The sequence below is a fragment of the Ruegeria sp. AB6 genome (genome assembly GCF_056542685.1).
In genome coordinates this window covers 617,841-635,007 of the sequence record NZ_JBQGAD010000002.1, presented here as the reverse complement: position 1 = coordinate 635,007, position 17,167 = coordinate 617,841, and the positions used below count along the sequence as shown (strand labels likewise).

Annotated in this window: 16 protein-coding genes; 6 read left to right on the top strand and 10 right to left on the bottom strand. The window is 58.8% G+C overall.

Annotation, left to right across the window (positions count from 1 at the left end; genetic code table 11):
• Window positions 1–94 precede the first annotated feature (94 nt).
• The 6 genes from ACR0DB_RS07260 to ACR0DB_RS07235 all read right to left on the bottom strand — a co-directional run bounded on the left by ACR0DB_RS07260 (window position 95) and on the right by ACR0DB_RS07235 (window position 6,585).
• Window positions 95–1,084: an ABC transporter substrate-binding protein gene (locus ACR0DB_RS07260; protein WP_170788515.1), complete on the bottom strand. Its 990-nt coding sequence runs from the start codon at window positions 1,082–1,084 to the stop codon at window positions 95–97.
• Window positions 1,085–1,137: 53 nt separating this feature from the next.
• The gene (locus ACR0DB_RS07255) at window positions 1,138–1,983 is read right to left on the bottom strand and encodes an ABC transporter permease (protein ID WP_170769469.1); all 846 of its coding nucleotides are present in this window, start codon (window positions 1,981–1,983) and stop codon (window positions 1,138–1,140) included.
• Window positions 1,980–2,912, bottom strand: a complete 933-nt coding sequence (locus ACR0DB_RS07250; protein WP_480549793.1) for an ABC transporter permease — start codon at window positions 2,910–2,912, stop codon at window positions 1,980–1,982. The genes ACR0DB_RS07255 and ACR0DB_RS07250 overlap by 4 nt, the downstream gene beginning before the upstream one ends.
• A 24-nt stretch (window positions 2,913–2,936) precedes the next feature.
• Window positions 2,937–3,734: an ABC transporter ATP-binding protein gene (locus tag ACR0DB_RS07245; protein ID WP_480549791.1), complete on the bottom strand. Its 798-nt coding sequence runs from the start codon at window positions 3,732–3,734 to the stop codon at window positions 2,937–2,939.
• 54 nt (window positions 3,735–3,788) lie between these two features.
• Window positions 3,789–5,243, bottom strand: a complete 1,455-nt coding sequence (gene hydA, locus ACR0DB_RS07240; RefSeq protein WP_170788513.1) for a dihydropyrimidinase — start codon at window positions 5,241–5,243, stop codon at window positions 3,789–3,791.
• Window positions 5,244–5,334: 91 nt separating this feature from the next.
• A complete protein-coding gene (locus ACR0DB_RS07235; protein ID WP_480549789.1) occupies window positions 5,335–6,585 on the bottom strand; it encodes a Zn-dependent hydrolase in 1,251 nt (416 codons plus the stop codon).
• Window positions 6,586–6,756: 171 nt separating this feature from the next.
• Between ACR0DB_RS07235 and ACR0DB_RS07230 the strand changes: the two genes are divergently transcribed.
• Both ACR0DB_RS07230 and ACR0DB_RS07225 read left to right on the top strand, forming a co-directional pair.
• The gene (locus tag ACR0DB_RS07230; protein ID WP_480502991.1) at window positions 6,757–7,365 is read left to right on the top strand and encodes a TetR family transcriptional regulator C-terminal domain-containing protein; all 609 of its coding nucleotides are present in this window, start codon (window positions 6,757–6,759) and stop codon (window positions 7,363–7,365) included.
• Window positions 7,366–7,399: 34 nt separating this feature from the next.
• Window positions 7,400–7,624 (top strand): N-(5'-phosphoribosyl)anthranilate isomerase, encoded by a 225-nt coding sequence (locus tag ACR0DB_RS07225; RefSeq protein WP_170788510.1) that lies wholly within the window; start codon window positions 7,400–7,402, stop codon window positions 7,622–7,624.
• Between the two features lie 48 nt (window positions 7,625–7,672).
• On the opposite strand, the gene preA is transcribed toward ACR0DB_RS07225, so the two are convergent.
• From preA to ACR0DB_RS07210, 3 genes are all read right to left on the bottom strand, one after another.
• Complete coding sequence (gene preA / locus ACR0DB_RS07220; RefSeq protein WP_170788509.1) at window positions 7,673–8,977, bottom strand: NAD-dependent dihydropyrimidine dehydrogenase subunit PreA; 1,305 nt, start codon at window positions 8,975–8,977, stop codon at window positions 7,673–7,675.
• 44 nt (window positions 8,978–9,021) lie between these two features.
• Window positions 9,022–10,356, bottom strand: a complete 1,335-nt coding sequence (locus tag ACR0DB_RS07215) for an NAD(P)-dependent oxidoreductase (protein ID WP_480549787.1) — start codon at window positions 10,354–10,356, stop codon at window positions 9,022–9,024.
• 160 nt (window positions 10,357–10,516) lie between these two features.
• Window positions 10,517–11,149: a cupin domain-containing protein gene (locus ACR0DB_RS07210; RefSeq protein ID WP_480549785.1), complete on the bottom strand. Its 633-nt coding sequence runs from the start codon at window positions 11,147–11,149 to the stop codon at window positions 10,517–10,519.
• Between the two features lie 157 nt (window positions 11,150–11,306).
• On the opposite strand from ACR0DB_RS07210, the gene ACR0DB_RS07205 reads away from it, so the two are divergent.
• The 3 genes from ACR0DB_RS07205 (at window position 11,307) to ACR0DB_RS07195 (ending at window position 14,381) form a co-directional block, all read left to right on the top strand.
• A complete protein-coding gene (locus ACR0DB_RS07205; RefSeq protein ID WP_480549974.1) occupies window positions 11,307–12,302 on the top strand; it encodes a hypothetical protein in 996 nt (331 codons plus the stop codon).
• A 72-nt stretch (window positions 12,303–12,374) separates the two neighbouring features.
• Window positions 12,375–13,667 (top strand): O-acetylhomoserine aminocarboxypropyltransferase/cysteine synthase family protein, encoded by a 1,293-nt coding sequence (locus ACR0DB_RS07200; protein WP_480549783.1) that lies wholly within the window; start codon window positions 12,375–12,377, stop codon window positions 13,665–13,667.
• Between the two features lie 3 nt (window positions 13,668–13,670).
• Complete coding sequence (locus ACR0DB_RS07195; RefSeq protein WP_480549781.1) at window positions 13,671–14,381, top strand: GNAT family N-acetyltransferase; 711 nt, start codon at window positions 13,671–13,673, stop codon at window positions 14,379–14,381.
• Between the two features lie 2 nt (window positions 14,382–14,383).
• Here the strand turns inward: ACR0DB_RS07195 and ACR0DB_RS07190 are convergent, their stop codons facing one another.
• A complete protein-coding gene (locus ACR0DB_RS07190; RefSeq protein WP_480549779.1) occupies window positions 14,384–15,079 on the bottom strand; it encodes an SIMPL domain-containing protein in 696 nt (231 codons plus the stop codon).
• 258 nt (window positions 15,080–15,337) lie between these two features.
• On the opposite strand from ACR0DB_RS07190, the gene ACR0DB_RS07185 reads away from it, so the two are divergent.
• Window positions 15,338–17,143 carry a hypothetical protein gene (locus tag ACR0DB_RS07185; RefSeq protein WP_480549777.1) on the top strand — a complete coding sequence of 602 codons (1,806 nt, stop codon included), beginning with the start codon at window positions 15,338–15,340 and terminating at the stop codon, window positions 17,141–17,143.
• Window positions 17,144–17,167 lie beyond the last annotated feature (24 nt).

Genomic DNA, 17,167 nt, shown 5'->3' with positions numbered 1-17,167 from the left:
GTCATTTCCCGGCCAAGTACACACACTTTTCCGACATCAGAATCGCAAAACGCGGCCCCAACCGGGACCGCGCTCAATTCGGTTTTAGCCGGGTTTAGTTCAGCGCCGCGTCGGTGATCTTGTGGGTCCACGCACCCTCGGGCTGTTGGGTGATGACCGGATCAGAACCACCGGCCAGCAGAGTACCCACGGTCCGCTCAAAATCCGCCGGGTCCAAAGCGCCATTCGACCCTGCGGTCAGCTTGGCGATCTCACCCATCATGCGCTTTTGGTGTTTTTCGGTCTGCGCTCCGGTCGCGTCATTGTCCAACACGATCTCGGCGGCCTCATCCGGGTTCTCCTCGGCGTATTTCCAGCCTTTCATCGAGGCACGGACGAACCGTTCCATCTTGTCGACAAAGGCCTCGTCGCTCAGGTTTTCTTCCAGTACGTAGAGGCCGTCTTCAAGCGTGGCGACACCCTGATCTTCGTACTTGAAGGTCACAAGCTCATCGGGATTTACGCCCGCGTCGATCACCTGCCAGTACTCGTTATACGTCATGGTGCTGATGCAATCGGCCTGGCGCTGCAGCAGAGGATCAACGTTGAAACCTTGCTTGAGGACCTCAACCCCACTCTCACCCTTGCCGCCAGTGTCGATGCCTAGCTGGCTCATCCAGCTCATGAAAGGGAATTCGTTACCAAAGAACCAGACACCCAGCGTGCGGTTCTTAAGGTCATCCGGCGATGCAATACCGGCATCCTTCCAGCAGGTCAGCATCATGCCCGAGCTTTTAAATGGCTGCGCGATGTTTACCAGCGGCAGACCCTTTTCACGTGCGGCCAGCGCAGCAGGCATCCATTCGACGGTCACATCCGCGCCGCCCCCCGCGATCACCTGAGTTGGAGCGATGTCGGGGCCGCCGGGCAAAATGGTAACGTCCAGCCCTTCTTCCTCGTAGAACCCCTTATCGGCGGCCACATAGTAGCCCGCAAATTGCGCCTGCGTGACCCATTTCAGCTGCAATGTCACCTCATCGGCGGACCATGCGGCACCGGCGGTCAGGCCAAAGGCGGCAACCGCCCCGCTGAGTAGCTTTTTCATCTTCATGTCTCCTAGTTGCTGTTTATGCCCCGTTGTCGGGGTCTGTTGAATTCCTATCCTCGTTGCGACGGGTGCCAGAAGGTCACCGCCTTTTCCGCCGCTGCGACAAGGCCATAAAACACGGTCCCGGCCAGCGCGGCTACGGCGATCTCGGCCCAGACAAGGTCGATCGACAGGCTGCCGACGCCGGTCGAAATCCGAAACCCCATGCCCCGTGTGGGTGAGCCGAAATACTCGGCCACAATCGCCCCGATCAAAGCAAGCGTGGTTGCAATCTTCAACCCATTGAACACAAAGGGCATCGCTGCTGGCAAGCGCAGTTTCCACAAGGTCTGCCAATACCCGGCCGCATAGGTCCGCATCAGGTCACGCTGCATCGCATCCGCCTCGCGCAGACCCTGCACGGTGTTCACCAGGATTGGAAAGAACACCATGACCACGACAACCGCCGCTTTCGAGTGCCAATCGAACCCGAACCAACTGACCAGAATTGGCGCGATCCCGACAATGGGCAGCGCCGCCGCGAAATTCCCGATGGGTAGCAGACCACGCGTCAGAAAAGCCGAGCGGTCAATGGCAACCGAACAAGCAAAAGCCGCAGCACACCCGATCACAAATCCCGTCAGCGCGCCCTTGAAGACGGTTTGCTTGAAGTCTTCCCACAAAATGCCGGACGATTGTACAAAGGCTGTCCCCACATCTGAAGGTGGCGGCAGGATAACCGGCGAAACACCCAGCCCGCGCACCAGCCCCTCCCAAAGCACCAACAGCGTGATGCCGAACAGAACCGGTACAAAAATGCGCGCCGCACGGGTTTTGCGATAGGACGAGATGGCCAGCCGGTAGTTCACGAACCAGGCCAAGCCCCAGAACAGCAAAGCAAAGGATAGCCAGGTCATGCGTTCAACCCCATCCGGCGCAGGGCCAGTCGCTGCAGCAGATCCAACAGTGTCACCAGCAAACCCGCCAGAATGGCGGCAGCCAGCAGGGCCGCCCAAATGGCCAACGGCGTTCCGAACTGGTCTCCGATCAGGATTCTGGCACCCAAACCTGACACGGCCCCGGTCGGCAGTTCACCCACGATCGTGCCGACCAATGCAGCAGCGATCCCAACCTTAAGCGACGTAAACAGATACGGCACCGAGGATGGCAGCCGAAGTTTAAAGAAACCCTGCGCGCCCGAGGCGTTATAGGTCTTCAACAAATCCAGTTGCGGCAGCGATGGCGACCGAAGCCCTTTGACCATTCCCACCAGCACGGGAAAATAACATAGATAGGCCGAGATCACCGCCTTGGGCACCCCGCGCCCCTCGATCCCTAGCTGAGAGCTGACGACGATAATCATCGGCGCCAGCGCCACAATCGGGATGGTCTGGCTGATGATCGCCCATGGCATCAGGCTCATATCCGCGACACGCGAATAGACGATGGCTACGGCCGCCAAAATGCCCAGCGTTGTCCCAAGCAGGAAACCCCACAGCGTGGATTTCAGCGTAATTCCAGTATGGTAGATTAGTGATCGTTTCGAGAATGCACGACCCTTGGCCACCATCTCACCGGTCGTTTTCCACAGCTCCTGCCCAACCTGTCCGGGGGTCGGCAACCGTGGACGTTCCAGCGCATAGCCGCCTGAAATCGCTCCAGGGTTTGACGCCATCAAAACCCAGACCGAAGTCTCTCGCCGTTCGCGCGACGTCTCGGGCGTCACTGCCTGCCCCGCACGCTCGGCCTGATCCAGCGAGATGCGAATGTTCATCGGGGCCACTGCCGCGTACCACAGCGCGACAATTGCGGCGAGTACCACCAAGATAGGCACCAAGTTCTTCATCGCGCACCCCGCAGTCTGGTTGCCTTAATCATCATAGGAATGCCCCGCCCGCAGCCCTTCGCGCACGCGATGCGCGACCTCGATAAATTCCGGCGTGTCACGAATATCCAAAGGCCGCTCCTTGGGCAGAGGGCTGTCGATCACATCGGTGATCCGACCTGGTCGAGGGCTCATCACCACGATCTTGGTGCTGAGATAGACGGCTTCGGGGATCGAGTGCGTCACGAAACCGATGGTCTTTTCAGTCCGCGCCCATAGCGCCAGAAGCTGCTCGTTCAGGTGATCACGGACAATCTCATCCAGAGCACCAAAGGGTTCGTCCATCAACAGGATATCGGCATCAAACGCCAAGGCCCGCGCGATACTGGCCCGCTGCTGCATCCCGCCCGAAAGCTGCCACGGAAATTTTCCACCAAACCCTTCCAGATCAACAAGTTCCAGAACCTTCTTTACCCGTTCTTCCTGTTCGGCGGCGGAATAGCCCATGATCTCGAGCGGCAGTTTTATGTTCTTGGAGATGGTCCGCCACGGATACAGCCCCGCGGCCTGAAACACATAGCCATAGGCGCGCTTCCGCCGCGCCTCGTCAGGGGTCATGCCATTGACGGTCAGCGTTCCCCCGGTCGGCGTCTCCAGCGCTGCGATACAACGCAAGAAAGTAGTTTTGCCACAGCCGGAGGGGCCGATAAAACTGACGAAATCCCCCTTGTCAATTGTCAGGTTCACGTCTTTCAACGCGTGGATCGGGCCGTCATTGGTTTGGAAGGTGAGATCGAGTTGCCTTGCCTCGATCACAGGCTGGGTCGTACTTTCAGTAGTCATTCCATTACCTTGAAAAGGTTTCGCTTTGGGGCGCCCAGAGGACACCCCCGCAAATCACACACCCGTCGCTGGAATACCCGTCCGCTCGACCGGGCGCGGGGCGGTCAGCTCTTTCCAGGTGCTCAGCGCTTTGTTCACATGGGTATTGGCCTCGCGTGCCACGAATTTCCCATGTCCTTCCTGTGTCTGGATCTCACCATCATGAACAGCGATCGAACCACGGGTTAGCGTGAACCGGGGCAACCCGCGCACTTCCTTGCCTTCGAACACGTTGTAGTCGATCGAAGACTGCTGCGTTTCGGCTGAAATCACCTTGGCTTTGTCCGGGTCCCACACAACGATATCCGCATCCGCACCAACCAAAATGGCACCCTTTTTAGGATAGCAATTCAATATCTTAGCGATGTTTGTTGAAGTAACTGCCACAAATTCGTTCGGCGTCAGACGCCCGGTATTTACTCCATGGGTCCACAGCATCGGCATCCGATCTTCCAGCCCGCCTGTCCCGTTGGGGATCTTAGTAAAATCGCCCACGCCATATCGCTTCTGTTCGGTGGTAAAGGCGCAATGGTCGGTGGCCACCACGCTCAGCGTTCCCGATTGCAAACCGTTCCAAAGACTGTCCTGATGCTGCTTGTTCCGGAACGGAGGGCTCATGACCCGCCGCGCCGCATGCTCCCAATCATGGTGGAAATACTCGCTTTCATCCAAGGTCAGGTGCTGGATCAAAGGCTCGCCCCACACCCGTTTACCCTGCATCTTTGCCCGGCGAATGGCTTCATGGGCTTCTTCGCACGAGGTGTGCACCACATACAAAGGAACGCCCGCCATATCGGCGATCATAATGGCGCGGTTTGTCGCCTCACCTTCGACCTGCGGCGGGCGGGAATAGGCGTGTGCCTCGGGCCCTGTATTGCCTTCGGCCAGCAGCTTAGCACTCAACTCGGCCACCACATCTCCGTTCTCGGCATGCACCATCGCGGTGCCGCCCAACTCGGCAAGACGCTTGAACGAGGCGAACAACTCATCATCATTCACCATCAACGCACCCTTATAGGCCATGAAGTGCTTGAACGTGTTGATCCCGCGCGTTTCAATCACGGTTTTGATGTCGTCAAACACCTGCTCGCCCCACCATGTGACGGCCATGTGGAACGAATAATCGCAATTCGCCCGCGTCGATTTATTGTCCCAGCGCTTCAGTGCATCCAGCAGGCTTTCCCCCGGATTAGGCAGCGCAAAATCCACCACCATCGTGGTGCCGCCAGCCAAAGCCGCCCGTGTTCCGCTTTCGAAATCATCGCTGGAATAGGTGCCCATGAACGGCATCTCAAGATGCGTATGCGGATCAATCCCGCCCGGCATCACATAGCAACCGGTCGCGTCCAGTTCCTTATCACCTTTCAGATCCTGACCGATCTCGGTGATCACGCCACCTTCAACCATCACATCCGCCTTGTAAGTCAAATCGGCGGTCACAACGGTTCCGTTCTTGATCACAGTGCTCATTTCAATCTCCCTGTGGCGGTCTGCGCCGCCTGCTTCATCTTGCTAAAATATCGCGGGGGAGTCGCCCACCGGGCGACGGGGGCAGCGCCCCCTACTCCACGATCTCAGCCGTCTCGACGACCGCATGCAACAGAACATCAGCCCCTGCCGCAGCCCAATCTTTGCTGATTTCCTCAGCTTCATTATGGCTCAACCCATCTACACAAGGGCACATCACCATCGCCGTCGGCGCCACCCGGTTGATCCAGCACGCATCATGCCCGGCGCCTGAGATGATATCAGTATGCGAATACCCCAACCGTTCCGCTGCATCGCGTACCGCCGCCACACAGCCGTCATCGAACTGCACAGGATCAAACCCGCCGACCTTCTCGAACTCGATCTGCAAGCCCATTTCTTCGACAATATCTTCAGCCGCAACGCGCAGTCGTGCCTCCATATCTTGAATCACGTCCAGATCGGGCGAGCGAAAATCGACCGTAAACACCGCCTTTCCAGGGATCACATTCCGCGAATTCGGGAACACATCGATATGCCCCGCCGCCCCAACGGCATGTGGCGCATGGGACCAGGCAATCTCGTCCACTTTCTCAAGAATCCGCGCCATCGCCAGACCCGCATTTTTGCGCATCGGCATCGGGGTCGAGCCGGTATGGGCATCCTTGCCGGTCACCGTGATCTGGGTCCAACTCAGTCCCTGACCGTGGGTGACAACACCAATATCCTTTCCTTCTGCCTCAAGAATGGGGCCTTGTTCAATATGCAGTTCAAAGAAGGCACGCATCTTGCGCGCGCCCACCTCTTCGTCGCCACGCCAACCGATCCGCTGCAATTCATCGCCAAAGGCCTTACCTTCGGCATCTTCCCGCGCGTAGGCCCAATCCTGCGTGTGCATCCCTGCAAATACACCCGAGGATAACATCGCAGGCGCATAGCGTGTCCCTTCCTCATTGGTCCAGTTCGTAGCCACAATGGGATGCTTTGTCTTTATCCCCAAATCGTTCAACGTTCGGATGATCTCCAAACCGCCAAGAACCCCCAAGACGCCGTCGTATTTCCCGCCTGTCGGCTGCGTGTCCAAGTGCGAACCAACATAAACCGGCAAAGCGTCGGGATCTGTTCCCGCTCGGTGAGCAAACATATTGCCCATCTGATCCAAGCCCATGGAGCAACCCGCATCCTCACACCATTTCTGAAACAAGGCGCGGCCTTCGGCGTCTTCATCGGTCAGGGTCTGGCGGTTATTGCCGCCCGCAACACCGGGGCCGATCTTGGCCATCTCCATCAGACTGTCCCACAATCTGTCGCCATTGATCCTGAGGTTCTGCGCCGGAGCTGCCATCTTGTTCTTCCCTGTTGCTTGCGATTTGGCTCGCTTTTGGTGTCTTGATTTGACCATCTGGTCAAACTCACGCTATCACGGGTTCGAGATCAGTCAAGAAATTGCAGGACGCCATTAGATTTTTTGGCCTATCCAGCGCCCACTTGCCGTAAAATGAGACAGTCTGGAACAATGCCCAAAGACCGCGCCCCCACCAGAATTCAGAAAAAGAATCGCGCAGCGATTCTCGAGGCTGCGTTGAACGTCTTTTCATCCCATGGCTTCCGCGGCGCGACCGTAGACCAGATTGCCACCGAGGCAGGCCTGAGCAAGCCAAACCTCCTGTACTATTTCCCGACAAAAGAGGCCATTCACACCGCGCTCCTGTCCGGATTGCTGGAAACATGGCTGGCCCCTCTGCACGAACTGGATGCCGATGGCGACCCTATGGAGGAAATCCTCGCCTATATTCGACGCAAACTGGAAATGAGCCGCGATCTGCCGCGCGAAAGCCGCCTATTCGCCAACGAGCTCGTGCAAGGCGCGCCGCGCATTCACGACTCGCTTTCAAGTGACCTCAAGATCTTGGTGGATGAGAAAACGGCGATTCTTGTCGGCTGGATGGATCAGGGGAAAATAGCGCGACTTCATCCGTATCACCTTATCTTTTCGATCTGGGCGCTGACCCAGCACTACGCCGATTTCGACGTACAGGTTCGTGCGATTTTGGGGGACGAAGACCCTTTTGAAGGCGCGGAACCTTTTGTAGACACGCTCTACCGGAAACTCCTTATGCCTTAAGGTCCAGTTAACCAAATTGCGGCAGCATATGCCCATGACTACCGTTCGCCCCTATCCCGATCCCTGGCTCGACCAGTTGTTTTCCACCAAATCCGCGCAGCGCGGTGCGGTCGTGCGCCGGTCCACGAGTTGGGTGGAAAGAGAAGTGGGGCATGAGACGTTTCAGCAAGAAATAAGGCGGCGCGGATACCACCTGATCCGCACCGCCAACCAATATATCGTGATCTGCCACAACGGCCCCATCGATATTTTGTTCTGAGAAAATTCGACGAATTTTCTCGTCCAAGATTTTTCGACGAAAAATCTCCTATTCCGCAGCTTTCGCCATCGGATTGTTCGGATGTGACGTCCAATTGGCGTAGTCAGGCTGCACTTCCCGTCCGGTACGCGGATCAATTTCGCCCGCATTCATCGGGACCATCGAAATGCACCCATCCACCGGGCACACATCCACGCATAGATTGCAGGCGACACATTCGTCATCCATCACCTCGAACACACGATCATCAGACATGGAAATTGCCTGATGGCTGGTATCCTCGCAAGCGGCATAGCAGCGGCCACATTTGATGCATTGGTCCTGATCGATCTTGGCCTTCGCCACATAGTTCAGGTTCAGATATTGCCAATCCGTCACGTTCGGCACGGCCAGACCAACAATCTCCGAGACGTCCTTATACCCCTTCTCGTCCATCCATTTGGACAGGCCCGCCGTCAGTTCATCAATAATCTTGAACCCATAGGTCATCGCAGCCGTACAGACCTGAACGGTGCCACAGCCCAAGGCCATGAACTCGGCCGCGTCACGCCATGTGGTCACGCCACCAATACCGGAGATCGGCAGACCATGCGTTGCTTGTGCCCGCGCAATCTCTGACACCATCGACAGAGCGATCGGCTTCACCGCCGGACCGCAATAGCCGCCATGGCTACCCTTGCCATCAATCGAAGGCTCAGGGCTGAACGTGTCCAGATTGACGCTGGTGATCGAGTTGATCGTGTTGATCAGCGACACCGCATCCGCGCCGCCATTCTTTGCAGCCTCGGCGGGTTTGCGGATATCCGTGATGTTGGGTGTCAACTTCACGATCACCGGACGGTCATAGTGTTTCTTGCACCACCGCGTGACCATCTCGATATATTCCGGTACCTGCCCGACAGCCGATCCCATCCCGCGCTCGCTCATCCCATGGGGACAGCCGAAGTTCAACTCGATCCCGTCAGCACCAGTTTCGGCAACGCGTGGCAGGATGGCTCTCCAAGCCTCTTCCTCGCACGGCACCATGATCGAGGCGATCAGCGCGCGGTCCGGGTAGTCGGCCTTGACCCGGGCCATCTCTTCCAGGTTCACCTCAAGCGGGCGATCAGTGATCAGTTCGATGTTATTCAGCCCTAGCAGCCGCCGATCCGCGCCATAAATCGCACCGTACCGAGGCCCGTTTACGTTCACGACCGGAGGGCCCTCGGCCCCCAGCGTTTTCCAGACCACGCCACCCCAACCGGCCTCGAAGGCGCGGCGGACATTGTATTCTTTGTCAGTCGGCGGCGCCGAGGCCAGCCAGTACGGGTTAGGGCTTTCGATACCCAGAAAGTTTGTTTTTAAATCAGCCATTTATCCGGCCCTCCTGATGCTGATCAGCATCCAAAATCACAATTTCACGCCGTCAGTGCGGCGTGGATGTCCATTGCCGCATCGCGACCCTCGGCCACAGCGGTCACGGTCAGGTCTTCGCCACCAGCCGCGCAGTCACCCCCGGCCCAGACACCCGCCATCGAGGTCCGACCCGCGCCAGTGACAGCGATCTTGTTGCCGTCCAGCGTCAGCCCTTCGGGCGCGCCTTCCAGCGTCTGGCCAATCGCTTTCAAAACCTGATCCGCAGGCAAGCGGATCACTTCCCCCGTCCCGGTCAATTGACCGCCCTCGCTCGAGGTATACTCCAACTCAATCTCAGACGCCGCGCCGTTTCCGCGCACGGCCACAGGCTGCACATTGGTCATGATCTTGACCCCATGTGAGGCCGCAAGGTCCTGCTCGTACCGGCTGGCGCCCATGGCGTCACGTCCCCGGCGATAAGCGATAGTGACATGTTCCGCCCCTAGCAGCTTGGACTTCACCGCCGCGTCCACGGCGGTCATGCCGCCGCCAATGACGACCACATTGCGCCCCACCGGCAAGTCAGTCAAATCACCAGCCTGCCGTACATCCGAGATGAACTCGACCGCAGCCCGCACGCCATCCTTACCAACGCCACCCGCGCGCAGAGCGTTCACTCCGGCCAAACCAATGGAAAGGAAAACTGCGTCGTAATTTGCGGACAAGCCATCCAGAGTGATCGTGTCACCCAGAATCGAGCCCGTTTCGATCGTGATCCCACCGATTTGCATCAGCCAATCCACCTCGGCCTGCGCGAAGTTGTTGGTCGATTTATAAGCTGCGATACCATATTCGTTCAGACCACCCGGCTTAGGCTTGCTTTCGTGAATAACGACGTCATGCCCAAGCATCGCCAGCCGGTGCGCGCAGGCCAGACCCGCGGGTCCTGCCCCGATCACCGCAACTGTTTTACCGGTCGGCGCAGCACGTTCAAACGGATGCGCCCCGTCCGCCATCACACTGTCGGTTGCGTAACGCTGCAAACGCCCAATCTCGACCGGAGCGCCCTCGGCTGCCTCGCGCACACAGGCTTCTTCACACAATGTCTCTGTGGGACACACACGGGCGCACATGCCGCCCAGAATATTCTGCGCCAATATGGTCTCACCCGCCGCTTCGGGCTGACCGGCCTGAATCTGCCGCATGAACAACGGAATATCGATATCCGTCGGACAGGCTGTCACACATGGCGCGTCATAGCAAAAGTAGCACCGATCTGCTGCCACGGCGGCCTCATGCGCGGCCAATGGCGGATGCAGATCCGTGAAATTCGAGGTCAGCTCATCGCTGGAAAGCCGCCCGGAGACAATGCCGGGGACCATCTGGCCCTGTGCCATCGCTCTACTCCCTGTAGATATGGTTGTTGTACTCTCAGCTTGCCACAGTCTGAAATTTTATCAATTGGTAAAATTTGCCAAATGGTCAAAAAATTAAAAAACCGGGCTCGACGGCCCGGTTTTCATAAAATACTGCCTAAAATTACAGCGTCGCTGTCGGTCAGACCATGCCGGAGAGGTGCCCAGACTTGATCCAAACACGGGCACCATCGGTCCCGGCGGTCGCAACAGACTGGGTTTCCGGCGGCAGTCGAAGCCAATCCCAGGCCGAGAATTCCTCATCTGCTTCTGAAACAGACCCTTCGATGACGAACAGCTCCAGTCCTTGCTCTGCGTCCAGGTTCAGCGTTTCACCAGCGGCGAGGCTGATGACCCTGACATCCTCTTGGGCATCCTTGAACAGTTGCAGTTTCTCTGCCCCGTTGATCGAGCGCCGCACCTCCGTGCGATCTGCTGGATCGAATTGATGCAGCTTGACCAGGATCGTCGCGCCGTCTTTGGCCGAAGGCGTATGCGACGAGGTCGGCGGGTTGCGCACGTAGCTGCCTACCGGGAAATCACCGGTTTCATCCTGAAACACACCGTCCAAAACCAGATATTCCTCTCCACCATCGTGTGTATGCGCGGCAAAGGCGCTGCCGGGCGCAAAACGTACAATCGTGGTCGCGCGGGCGACCTCCTCACCGATACGGTCCAGCATTTTCCGCTCCACCCCGGCGGCGGGGGATTGGACCCATTCGTTCTGGTCAAAGTGAACGGCGACGCGTTTGGTGAAATCTGCGTTGACCCTCATTTGAGATATCTCCTGTTGCGGCATCTTGGCATAACATGGGGGCGCTGACCCGGTTTTCAAATTTTGCGCCTCAAGGCGGTGTTCACATCTGGTTTTGCCCGCCGCCCCTGCGTAGTGTGCCGCCAACCGAAATACCCCAGTGATTGACCGGACACCGATGCAGGCCACCCCCAAGACATTCAACATCGTCCTGATCGGACAAAACAACCGCCTGCAATACGAGTCGCTACTGTTTGCCGCCTCACTCCGTCACAGCAGCCCCGACTTTGCCGGTCGTGTGTTCGTCGCCGTGCCCCAACCCGGCCCGCTTTGGTCACAAGACCCCAGCATTCAGAACGAAGATATCCTGAACGCGCTGCGCCAGTTGGATGTCGAGATATTGCCCTTCGACTCGCAGGTATTTGGCGAAAGCTATCCCTACGGCAACAAAATCGAGGCTTTGCTGGCCCTGCCCGAGGGTGAGCCCTTTGTGTTCTTCGACAGTGACACGCTCATCACCGGTGATCTGAACACTGTCCCCTTTGATTTTTCCCGCCCAAGCGCTTCGCTGAAGGTCGAGGGGACATGGCCCCGCCCGACCCTCTACGGCCCCGGTTTCGACGGAATTTGGCGGGCGCTCTATCAGCGGTTCAGCCTGGATTTCGACAGTTCGCTGGATACCGGCCAACCGCATGATTACTGGCGTCGCTACCTGTATTTCAACGCAGGCTACTTCTTCTATTCCTGCCCGGGCACGTTTGGGGAGCGATTCCGTGACTACGCGCAGATCATACGTGACGAAGATATCCCCGAACTGGCCGGTCAGGTGCTGGACCCCTGGCTGGATCAGGTGGCGCTGCCGCTGGTCGTTCATTCACTGGGCGGAGGGCGCGACGCCCTGCCCGCTGGCCTGTTGGACGGCTCTGTCACTTGCCACTACCGGCTGTTTCCGCTGCTCTACGCCCGCGAAAGCGATCATGTGGTCGAGGTACTGGAAACTGTGGCGGCCCCGAACCGGATCAAGAAAGTGCTTAAGGGCTATGACCCGATCCGCAAACTGGTGATTCAACGCAAAGGTTACAAAATCCGCGCGATGTTTGATCGCGAGAACCTGCCGCAACGTGAACAGGCTATCCGCAACAAGATCAAGGCCAAGGGATTGTGGATGCGCTGACTGCGTTGTTGTGCGCACGCCCCTGATCGCCTAGAGATTCTGCAACACATATACGAAAGGGAGATTTCAACCATGTCTGACGGCCCCACTTATGGCTTTGACACGCTTCAGATTCACGCAGGCGCCCGGCCCGATCCGGCCACAGGCGCACGCCAGACGCCGATCTATCAGACCACGGCCTATGTCTTCCGTGACGCCGACCACGCGGCCGCACTGTTCAACCTGCAAGAGGTGGGCTTCATCTATTCCCGCCTGACCAACCCCACCGTCGCCGTGCTGCAAGAGCGCGTGGCAACGCTTGAGGGTGGTGTGGGCGCTGTCTGCTGCTCATCCGGGCACGCGGCGCAGATCATGGCGCTGTTCCCGCTGATGGGACCGGGCTGCAACGTTGTGGCCTCGACCCGTCTGTATGGCGGCACGGTCACGCAGTTCAGCCAGACCATCAAACGCTTTGGCTGGTCGGCGAAATTCGTCGATATGGACGACCCCGAGGCGGTAAAGGCCGCGATTGACGAAAACACCCGCGCTGTGTTCTGCGAATCCATTTCGAACCCCGGCGGCTACGTCACCGATATCCGGGCGATGGCGGATGTCGCGGACGCGGCGGGCATTCCGCTGATCGTCGACAACACCTCGGCCACGCCTTACCTCTGCCGCCCCATCGAACAGGGAGCGACGTTGGTGGTACATTCGACCACCAAATACCTGACCGGCAACGGAACCGTCACGGGCGGTTGCATCGTGGATTCGGGTAAGTTCGACTGGTCGGCGAATGACAAGTTCACCTCGCTCAGCGAACCCGAACCCGCCTATCACGGCCTAAAATTCCACGAGACCTTCGGGCCGCTGGCTTTCACCTTCCACGGAATCGCCATCGGTCTGCGCGATCTGGGCATGACCATGAACCCGCAGGCGGCGCACTATACGCTGATGGGGATCGAAACCCTGTCGCTGCGGATGGAGCGTCACGTTGAGAACGCGCAGAAGATTGCAGCCTGGTTGGAGGCCGATGACCGGGTGGATTACGTGACCTATGCGGGCTTGCCCTCGTCCCCCTATCACGACCGGGTCAAGGCACAGTACAAGAAAGGCGCAGGGGCGCTGTTCACCTTTGCAGTCAAAGGCGGCTATGACGCCTGCGTCAAGCTGGTGAACGCGCTGGAAATCTTCAGCCATGTTGCGAACCTCGGCGATGCGCGCTCGCTGATTATCCATTCGGCCTCGACCACGCACCGGCAGTTGACCCCTGAACAGCAAGAAGCTGCAGGGGCAGGTCCCGGCGTTGTACGTGTCTCGATCGGGATAGAGGATGCAGATGACCTGATCGCTGATCTGGATCAGGCTCTGTCCAAAGCCACCGCCTGAAAGATGACGGACCACCGAACCAACGCCTTTGGCCAACCCATCGGGGCACCGGTGTCGGGTGAGTTCCCGCGCCCGATGCCACCGCGCACCGATATGCCGGGGCGGTTTTGTTCAGTGGTTCCTTTGGATGCGAAACAGCATACATCCGGCCTCTACCGGGCGTTTGCGCAGGACGAAGACGGTCGGAACTGGACCTACTTGCCAGAAGAGCCGATCACATCCGAGCCCGCGTTCTCAGATTGGATGAAACAGGCCGAACGTAGCGCAGACCCGATGTTTCACACTGTTCTGGACGCAACCGGCACCCCGGTTGGCCACGCAACCTATTTGCGTATCACCCCCGACGCCGGCGTCATCGAGGTCGGCTATATCCATTTCTCACCCTTGATGCAGCGCACGCCCGTGGCGACTGAAGCGATGTATCTGATGATGCGGCGGGTCTTCGACGAACTGGGCTATCGCCGGTACGAATGGAAATGCGACGCGTTGAACGCACCGTCGCGCAGCGCGGCCGAGCGGCTAGGCTTCACCTTCGAAGGCATCTTCCGGCAAGCAACCCATTATAAAGGACGCAACCGGGACACCGCGTGGTATTCGATTCTGGACAGCGAATGGCCCCGTATTCGATCGGCTTTCGAGGCATGGTTGACCCCTGAGAACTTCGACCAGACGGGCCAGCAGCGTCAGTCACTGCAAGCCCGCGCATCACGCTGAGCTTACTGGGAAATCCCAAACTCCATCGTGACATTGACCGAGACCGAGACCTCGCCCCCTGCCACCGGAATTCCACCTGCATCCGCCGCCGCGAATTCGCGCATCTGGGCCGCGGGCCGGATACCGCCGACTTGCTCGCTGATCTGCTGAACCGGGCCCAGCGTGACCGTGGCCGCCTGCGCCAGTTGCTCGGCCTTGGCTGTCGCCTCGGCCACGGCTTTAGCACGCGCCTCAGCCTCCAGCGGTTTGGGGTCTTGAATACCAAAGCTGAGACCGCCGAAATCATTGGCCCCGTCTTGGATGACCGCATCCATCACTGCGCCCAACTGCGTCAGATCACGCACCCGTACAAACACGCGGTTTGAGGCTGAAAAGCCCGAGATTTCAGGCCGTTCTCCAGCTTGGTTGCCACGGCCCGCCCAGACCGGTGACAGTGACAGATCGCGGGTCTGCACATCGCGCGCGTCGATCCCCATTTCGTCCAGCCGTGCCAGGATTTGCGACACAGCATCCGACGTGGCCTTCATCGCGGCAGCGGCCTGCGCATTCTCATTGGTAACGCCTAGAGTAATGGTGGCCATGTCCGGTTCAGCCAGCACAGTGCCTGCTGCGCTAACGGTGATGCGACGTTCTTCCGCATGGGCTGCGCCAACCGCGGTTGCGGCCATCAAGGCCGCCAGAAAAGCGAATTTCTTCAAGGTCTTCCCTCCGATTTCGTTACTGTCAAGATGGGGTGGCAAGGGTCTGCCGAACAAGGGGGAAACCCGGCTTTTTCTTTCCCTCGGCAAGATCCTGCTTTAATGTCGGTCTGCGGACGGGATGCCTGTCTGTTTTGACCCTGATAACTATGGTTCGTCCGGCTTATGAAACCTGCCTTTGAGCTGATTTTTTCGTCTACCGGAATCTCTTTGCACCATTTGGCCAACAATGACTCATTTTGGCTTGGTGATGTGTTCGTGGATGAGCCGGATCTGAGCGCGCAGCTTGCCACGCTACGCGACAAGGCCTTTGCGCTTGAGACGCAGCTGAGCTGTACGCTGGTGCTGCCGAAAGATCAGGTACGCTATCTGGCTGTCGACGCCGATGGCGCGGACGGATCTGTTGAGACGGCTCTGACCGGCGCGACGCCCTATACACTGGACGAACTGGTCTATGATACCGCGACAAGGGACCAGATCATTCACGTCGCCGCCGTGGCGAAACAGACGCTGACCGAAGCGCGGGAGTTTGCCACTGAACATGGATTCGTACCGGTTCAGATCACGGCACCAACCGATGGTGAAGATTATCCCGAAGCGCCCCAGTTCCTGTCGCCCGAGCCTGTCGCGGCACTCATTCCCGACACTCCGCAACCGGCGGTGCATGTCATAGCGCCCTCTCCCGCTGCTGCGGATTTCCGGTCGGTCCCTGAAGCTGAGACTCGGTCCATTCCGAATGCAGCGAACCTGACGCAATATGCGTTTCCCGCAGCGCTCGCAGGTGTTGCGGCGGTGGCTGTTTTGGTCTGGGCGCTTGGCGGCATTCCCGACGTCGAAGTCCAAGCGACTGAAACCACCCAAATCGAGGTTGATCCCGGGATTGCGACCGCCCCGCCTGAACCATTGGAATCTGTGGAGGCCGATCCGGATGTGACGGACTTCGCGGAACCCGAACCAGATGAACCGCGCGCGACGGAAACGGTCGTAAGTGACCCCGTTGAAATCGAAACCGCCGCGTCCGAGCCAATTCCGGCCCCTGCCGAACCGGAAGAACCTGCGCTTTCCGCCACAGATGTCGCCATCCTCGAAGCGCTGAAAGTCGCGCCCACCGTTGTTGAACCGATCGCGCCCGAACCGGAGCCGCAACCGCTGCTGCCTGCTGTGCGGTTTGAAACACCTCAGCCCCTGAACAGCCCCGTCGCTGTTGAGGCCGAAGATATCTATCTGGCCTCCATCGACCCGTCGGAACTGTCTCGCGACGCGGTTGCCCTGCCGCAAGTCGCAAGGTTTGACACCGATCTGGAATTCGACCCGGTCGCGCAACCATCGGCTGCAGGCACCCGTTTTGAGTTGGACGAGCGCGGCTTGGTGACACCCACTGCCGAGGGCACGTTGAACCCGGACGGCATTGTCGTCTATCTCGGCCGCCCGTCGAAAGTACCCCCGGATGTCCCCGTACGGTTCGAGGAAGAGCCTGTCCCTGATGAGGCGACATCGCGTCTGGCCGAGCTGCGGCCAAAGCCGCGCCCCGAGAACCTGATCGACCAGTTCGAGCGCCAGCAGCTTGGCGGGCGCACATTGCAGGAATTGGCAGTCTTGCGCCCCAAACTGCGACCTGCATCCCTGAAGCCGCCAGACATTGACTACACACCCACCGCACTGGCCGTAGTTCGCGTCCCGCGCCCTAAACCGCGACCTGCCGGGGCAGCTCGTAGCGCGCGTGTTAACACTGTGAATTTGGGATCGACCGCCGCCGTTGCGCAATCCGTTGACGAGGCGGAGTCCTTCCAGCCCAAAGCGGTCGCGCCAAAAATCCCGTCCTCTGCTTCGGTCGCGCGACAGGCGACGATCGACAACGCGATCAACCTGCGCAAGCTGAACCTGATCGGAGTCTATGGCACGCCCGCCAACCGACGCGCCTTGGTGCGTCTGCCCAGTGGGCGCTACAAAAAGTTGAAAGTCGGAGACAGGCTGGACGGCGGCAATGTGGTAGCGATTGGCGATTCAGAACTGCGCTATCAAAAACGCGGCCAGAACGTGACATTGCGGCTGCCCAGAAGTTGATCACCGGGGGCGTAGGCCGCCCCC

Coding starts and splice junctions, on each gene's coding strand:
- ACR0DB_RS07230 (WP_480502991.1), top strand. CDS start 6,757: ATGCCCAAAGACCGCGCCCCCACCAGAATTCAGAAAAAGAATCGCGCA.
- ACR0DB_RS07210 (WP_480549785.1), bottom strand. CDS start 11,149: ATGAGGGTCAACGCAGATTTCACCAAACGCGTCGCCGTTCACTTTGAC.
- preA (WP_170788509.1), bottom strand. CDS start 8,977: ATGGCTGATTTAAAAACAAACTTTCTGGGTATCGAAAGCCCTAACCCG.
- ACR0DB_RS07225 (WP_170788510.1), top strand. CDS start 7,400: ATGACTACCGTTCGCCCCTATCCCGATCCCTGGCTCGACCAGTTGTTT.
- ACR0DB_RS07215 (WP_480549787.1), bottom strand. CDS start 10,356: ATGGCACAGGGCCAGATGGTCCCCGGCATTGTCTCCGGGCGGCTTTCC.
- ACR0DB_RS07255 (WP_170769469.1), bottom strand. CDS start 1,983: ATGACCTGGCTATCCTTTGCTTTGCTGTTCTGGGGCTTGGCCTGGTTC.
- ACR0DB_RS07260 (WP_170788515.1), bottom strand. CDS start 1,084: ATGAAAAAGCTACTCAGCGGGGCGGTTGCCGCCTTTGGCCTGACCGCC.
- hydA (WP_170788513.1), bottom strand. CDS start 5,243: ATGAGCACTGTGATCAAGAACGGAACCGTTGTGACCGCCGATTTGACT.
- ACR0DB_RS07245 (WP_480549791.1), bottom strand. CDS start 3,734: ATGACTACTGAAAGTACGACCCAGCCTGTGATCGAGGCAAGGCAACTC.
- ACR0DB_RS07235 (WP_480549789.1), bottom strand. CDS start 6,585: ATGGCAGCTCCGGCGCAGAACCTCAGGATCAATGGCGACAGATTGTGG.
- ACR0DB_RS07250 (WP_480549793.1), bottom strand. CDS start 2,912: ATGAAGAACTTGGTGCCTATCTTGGTGGTACTCGCCGCAATTGTCGCG.
- ACR0DB_RS07205 (WP_480549974.1), top strand. CDS start 11,307: ATGCAGGCCACCCCCAAGACATTCAACATCGTCCTGATCGGACAAAAC.
- ACR0DB_RS07195 (WP_480549781.1), top strand. CDS start 13,671: ATGACGGACCACCGAACCAACGCCTTTGGCCAACCCATCGGGGCACCG.
- ACR0DB_RS07200 (WP_480549783.1), top strand. CDS start 12,375: ATGTCTGACGGCCCCACTTATGGCTTTGACACGCTTCAGATTCACGCA.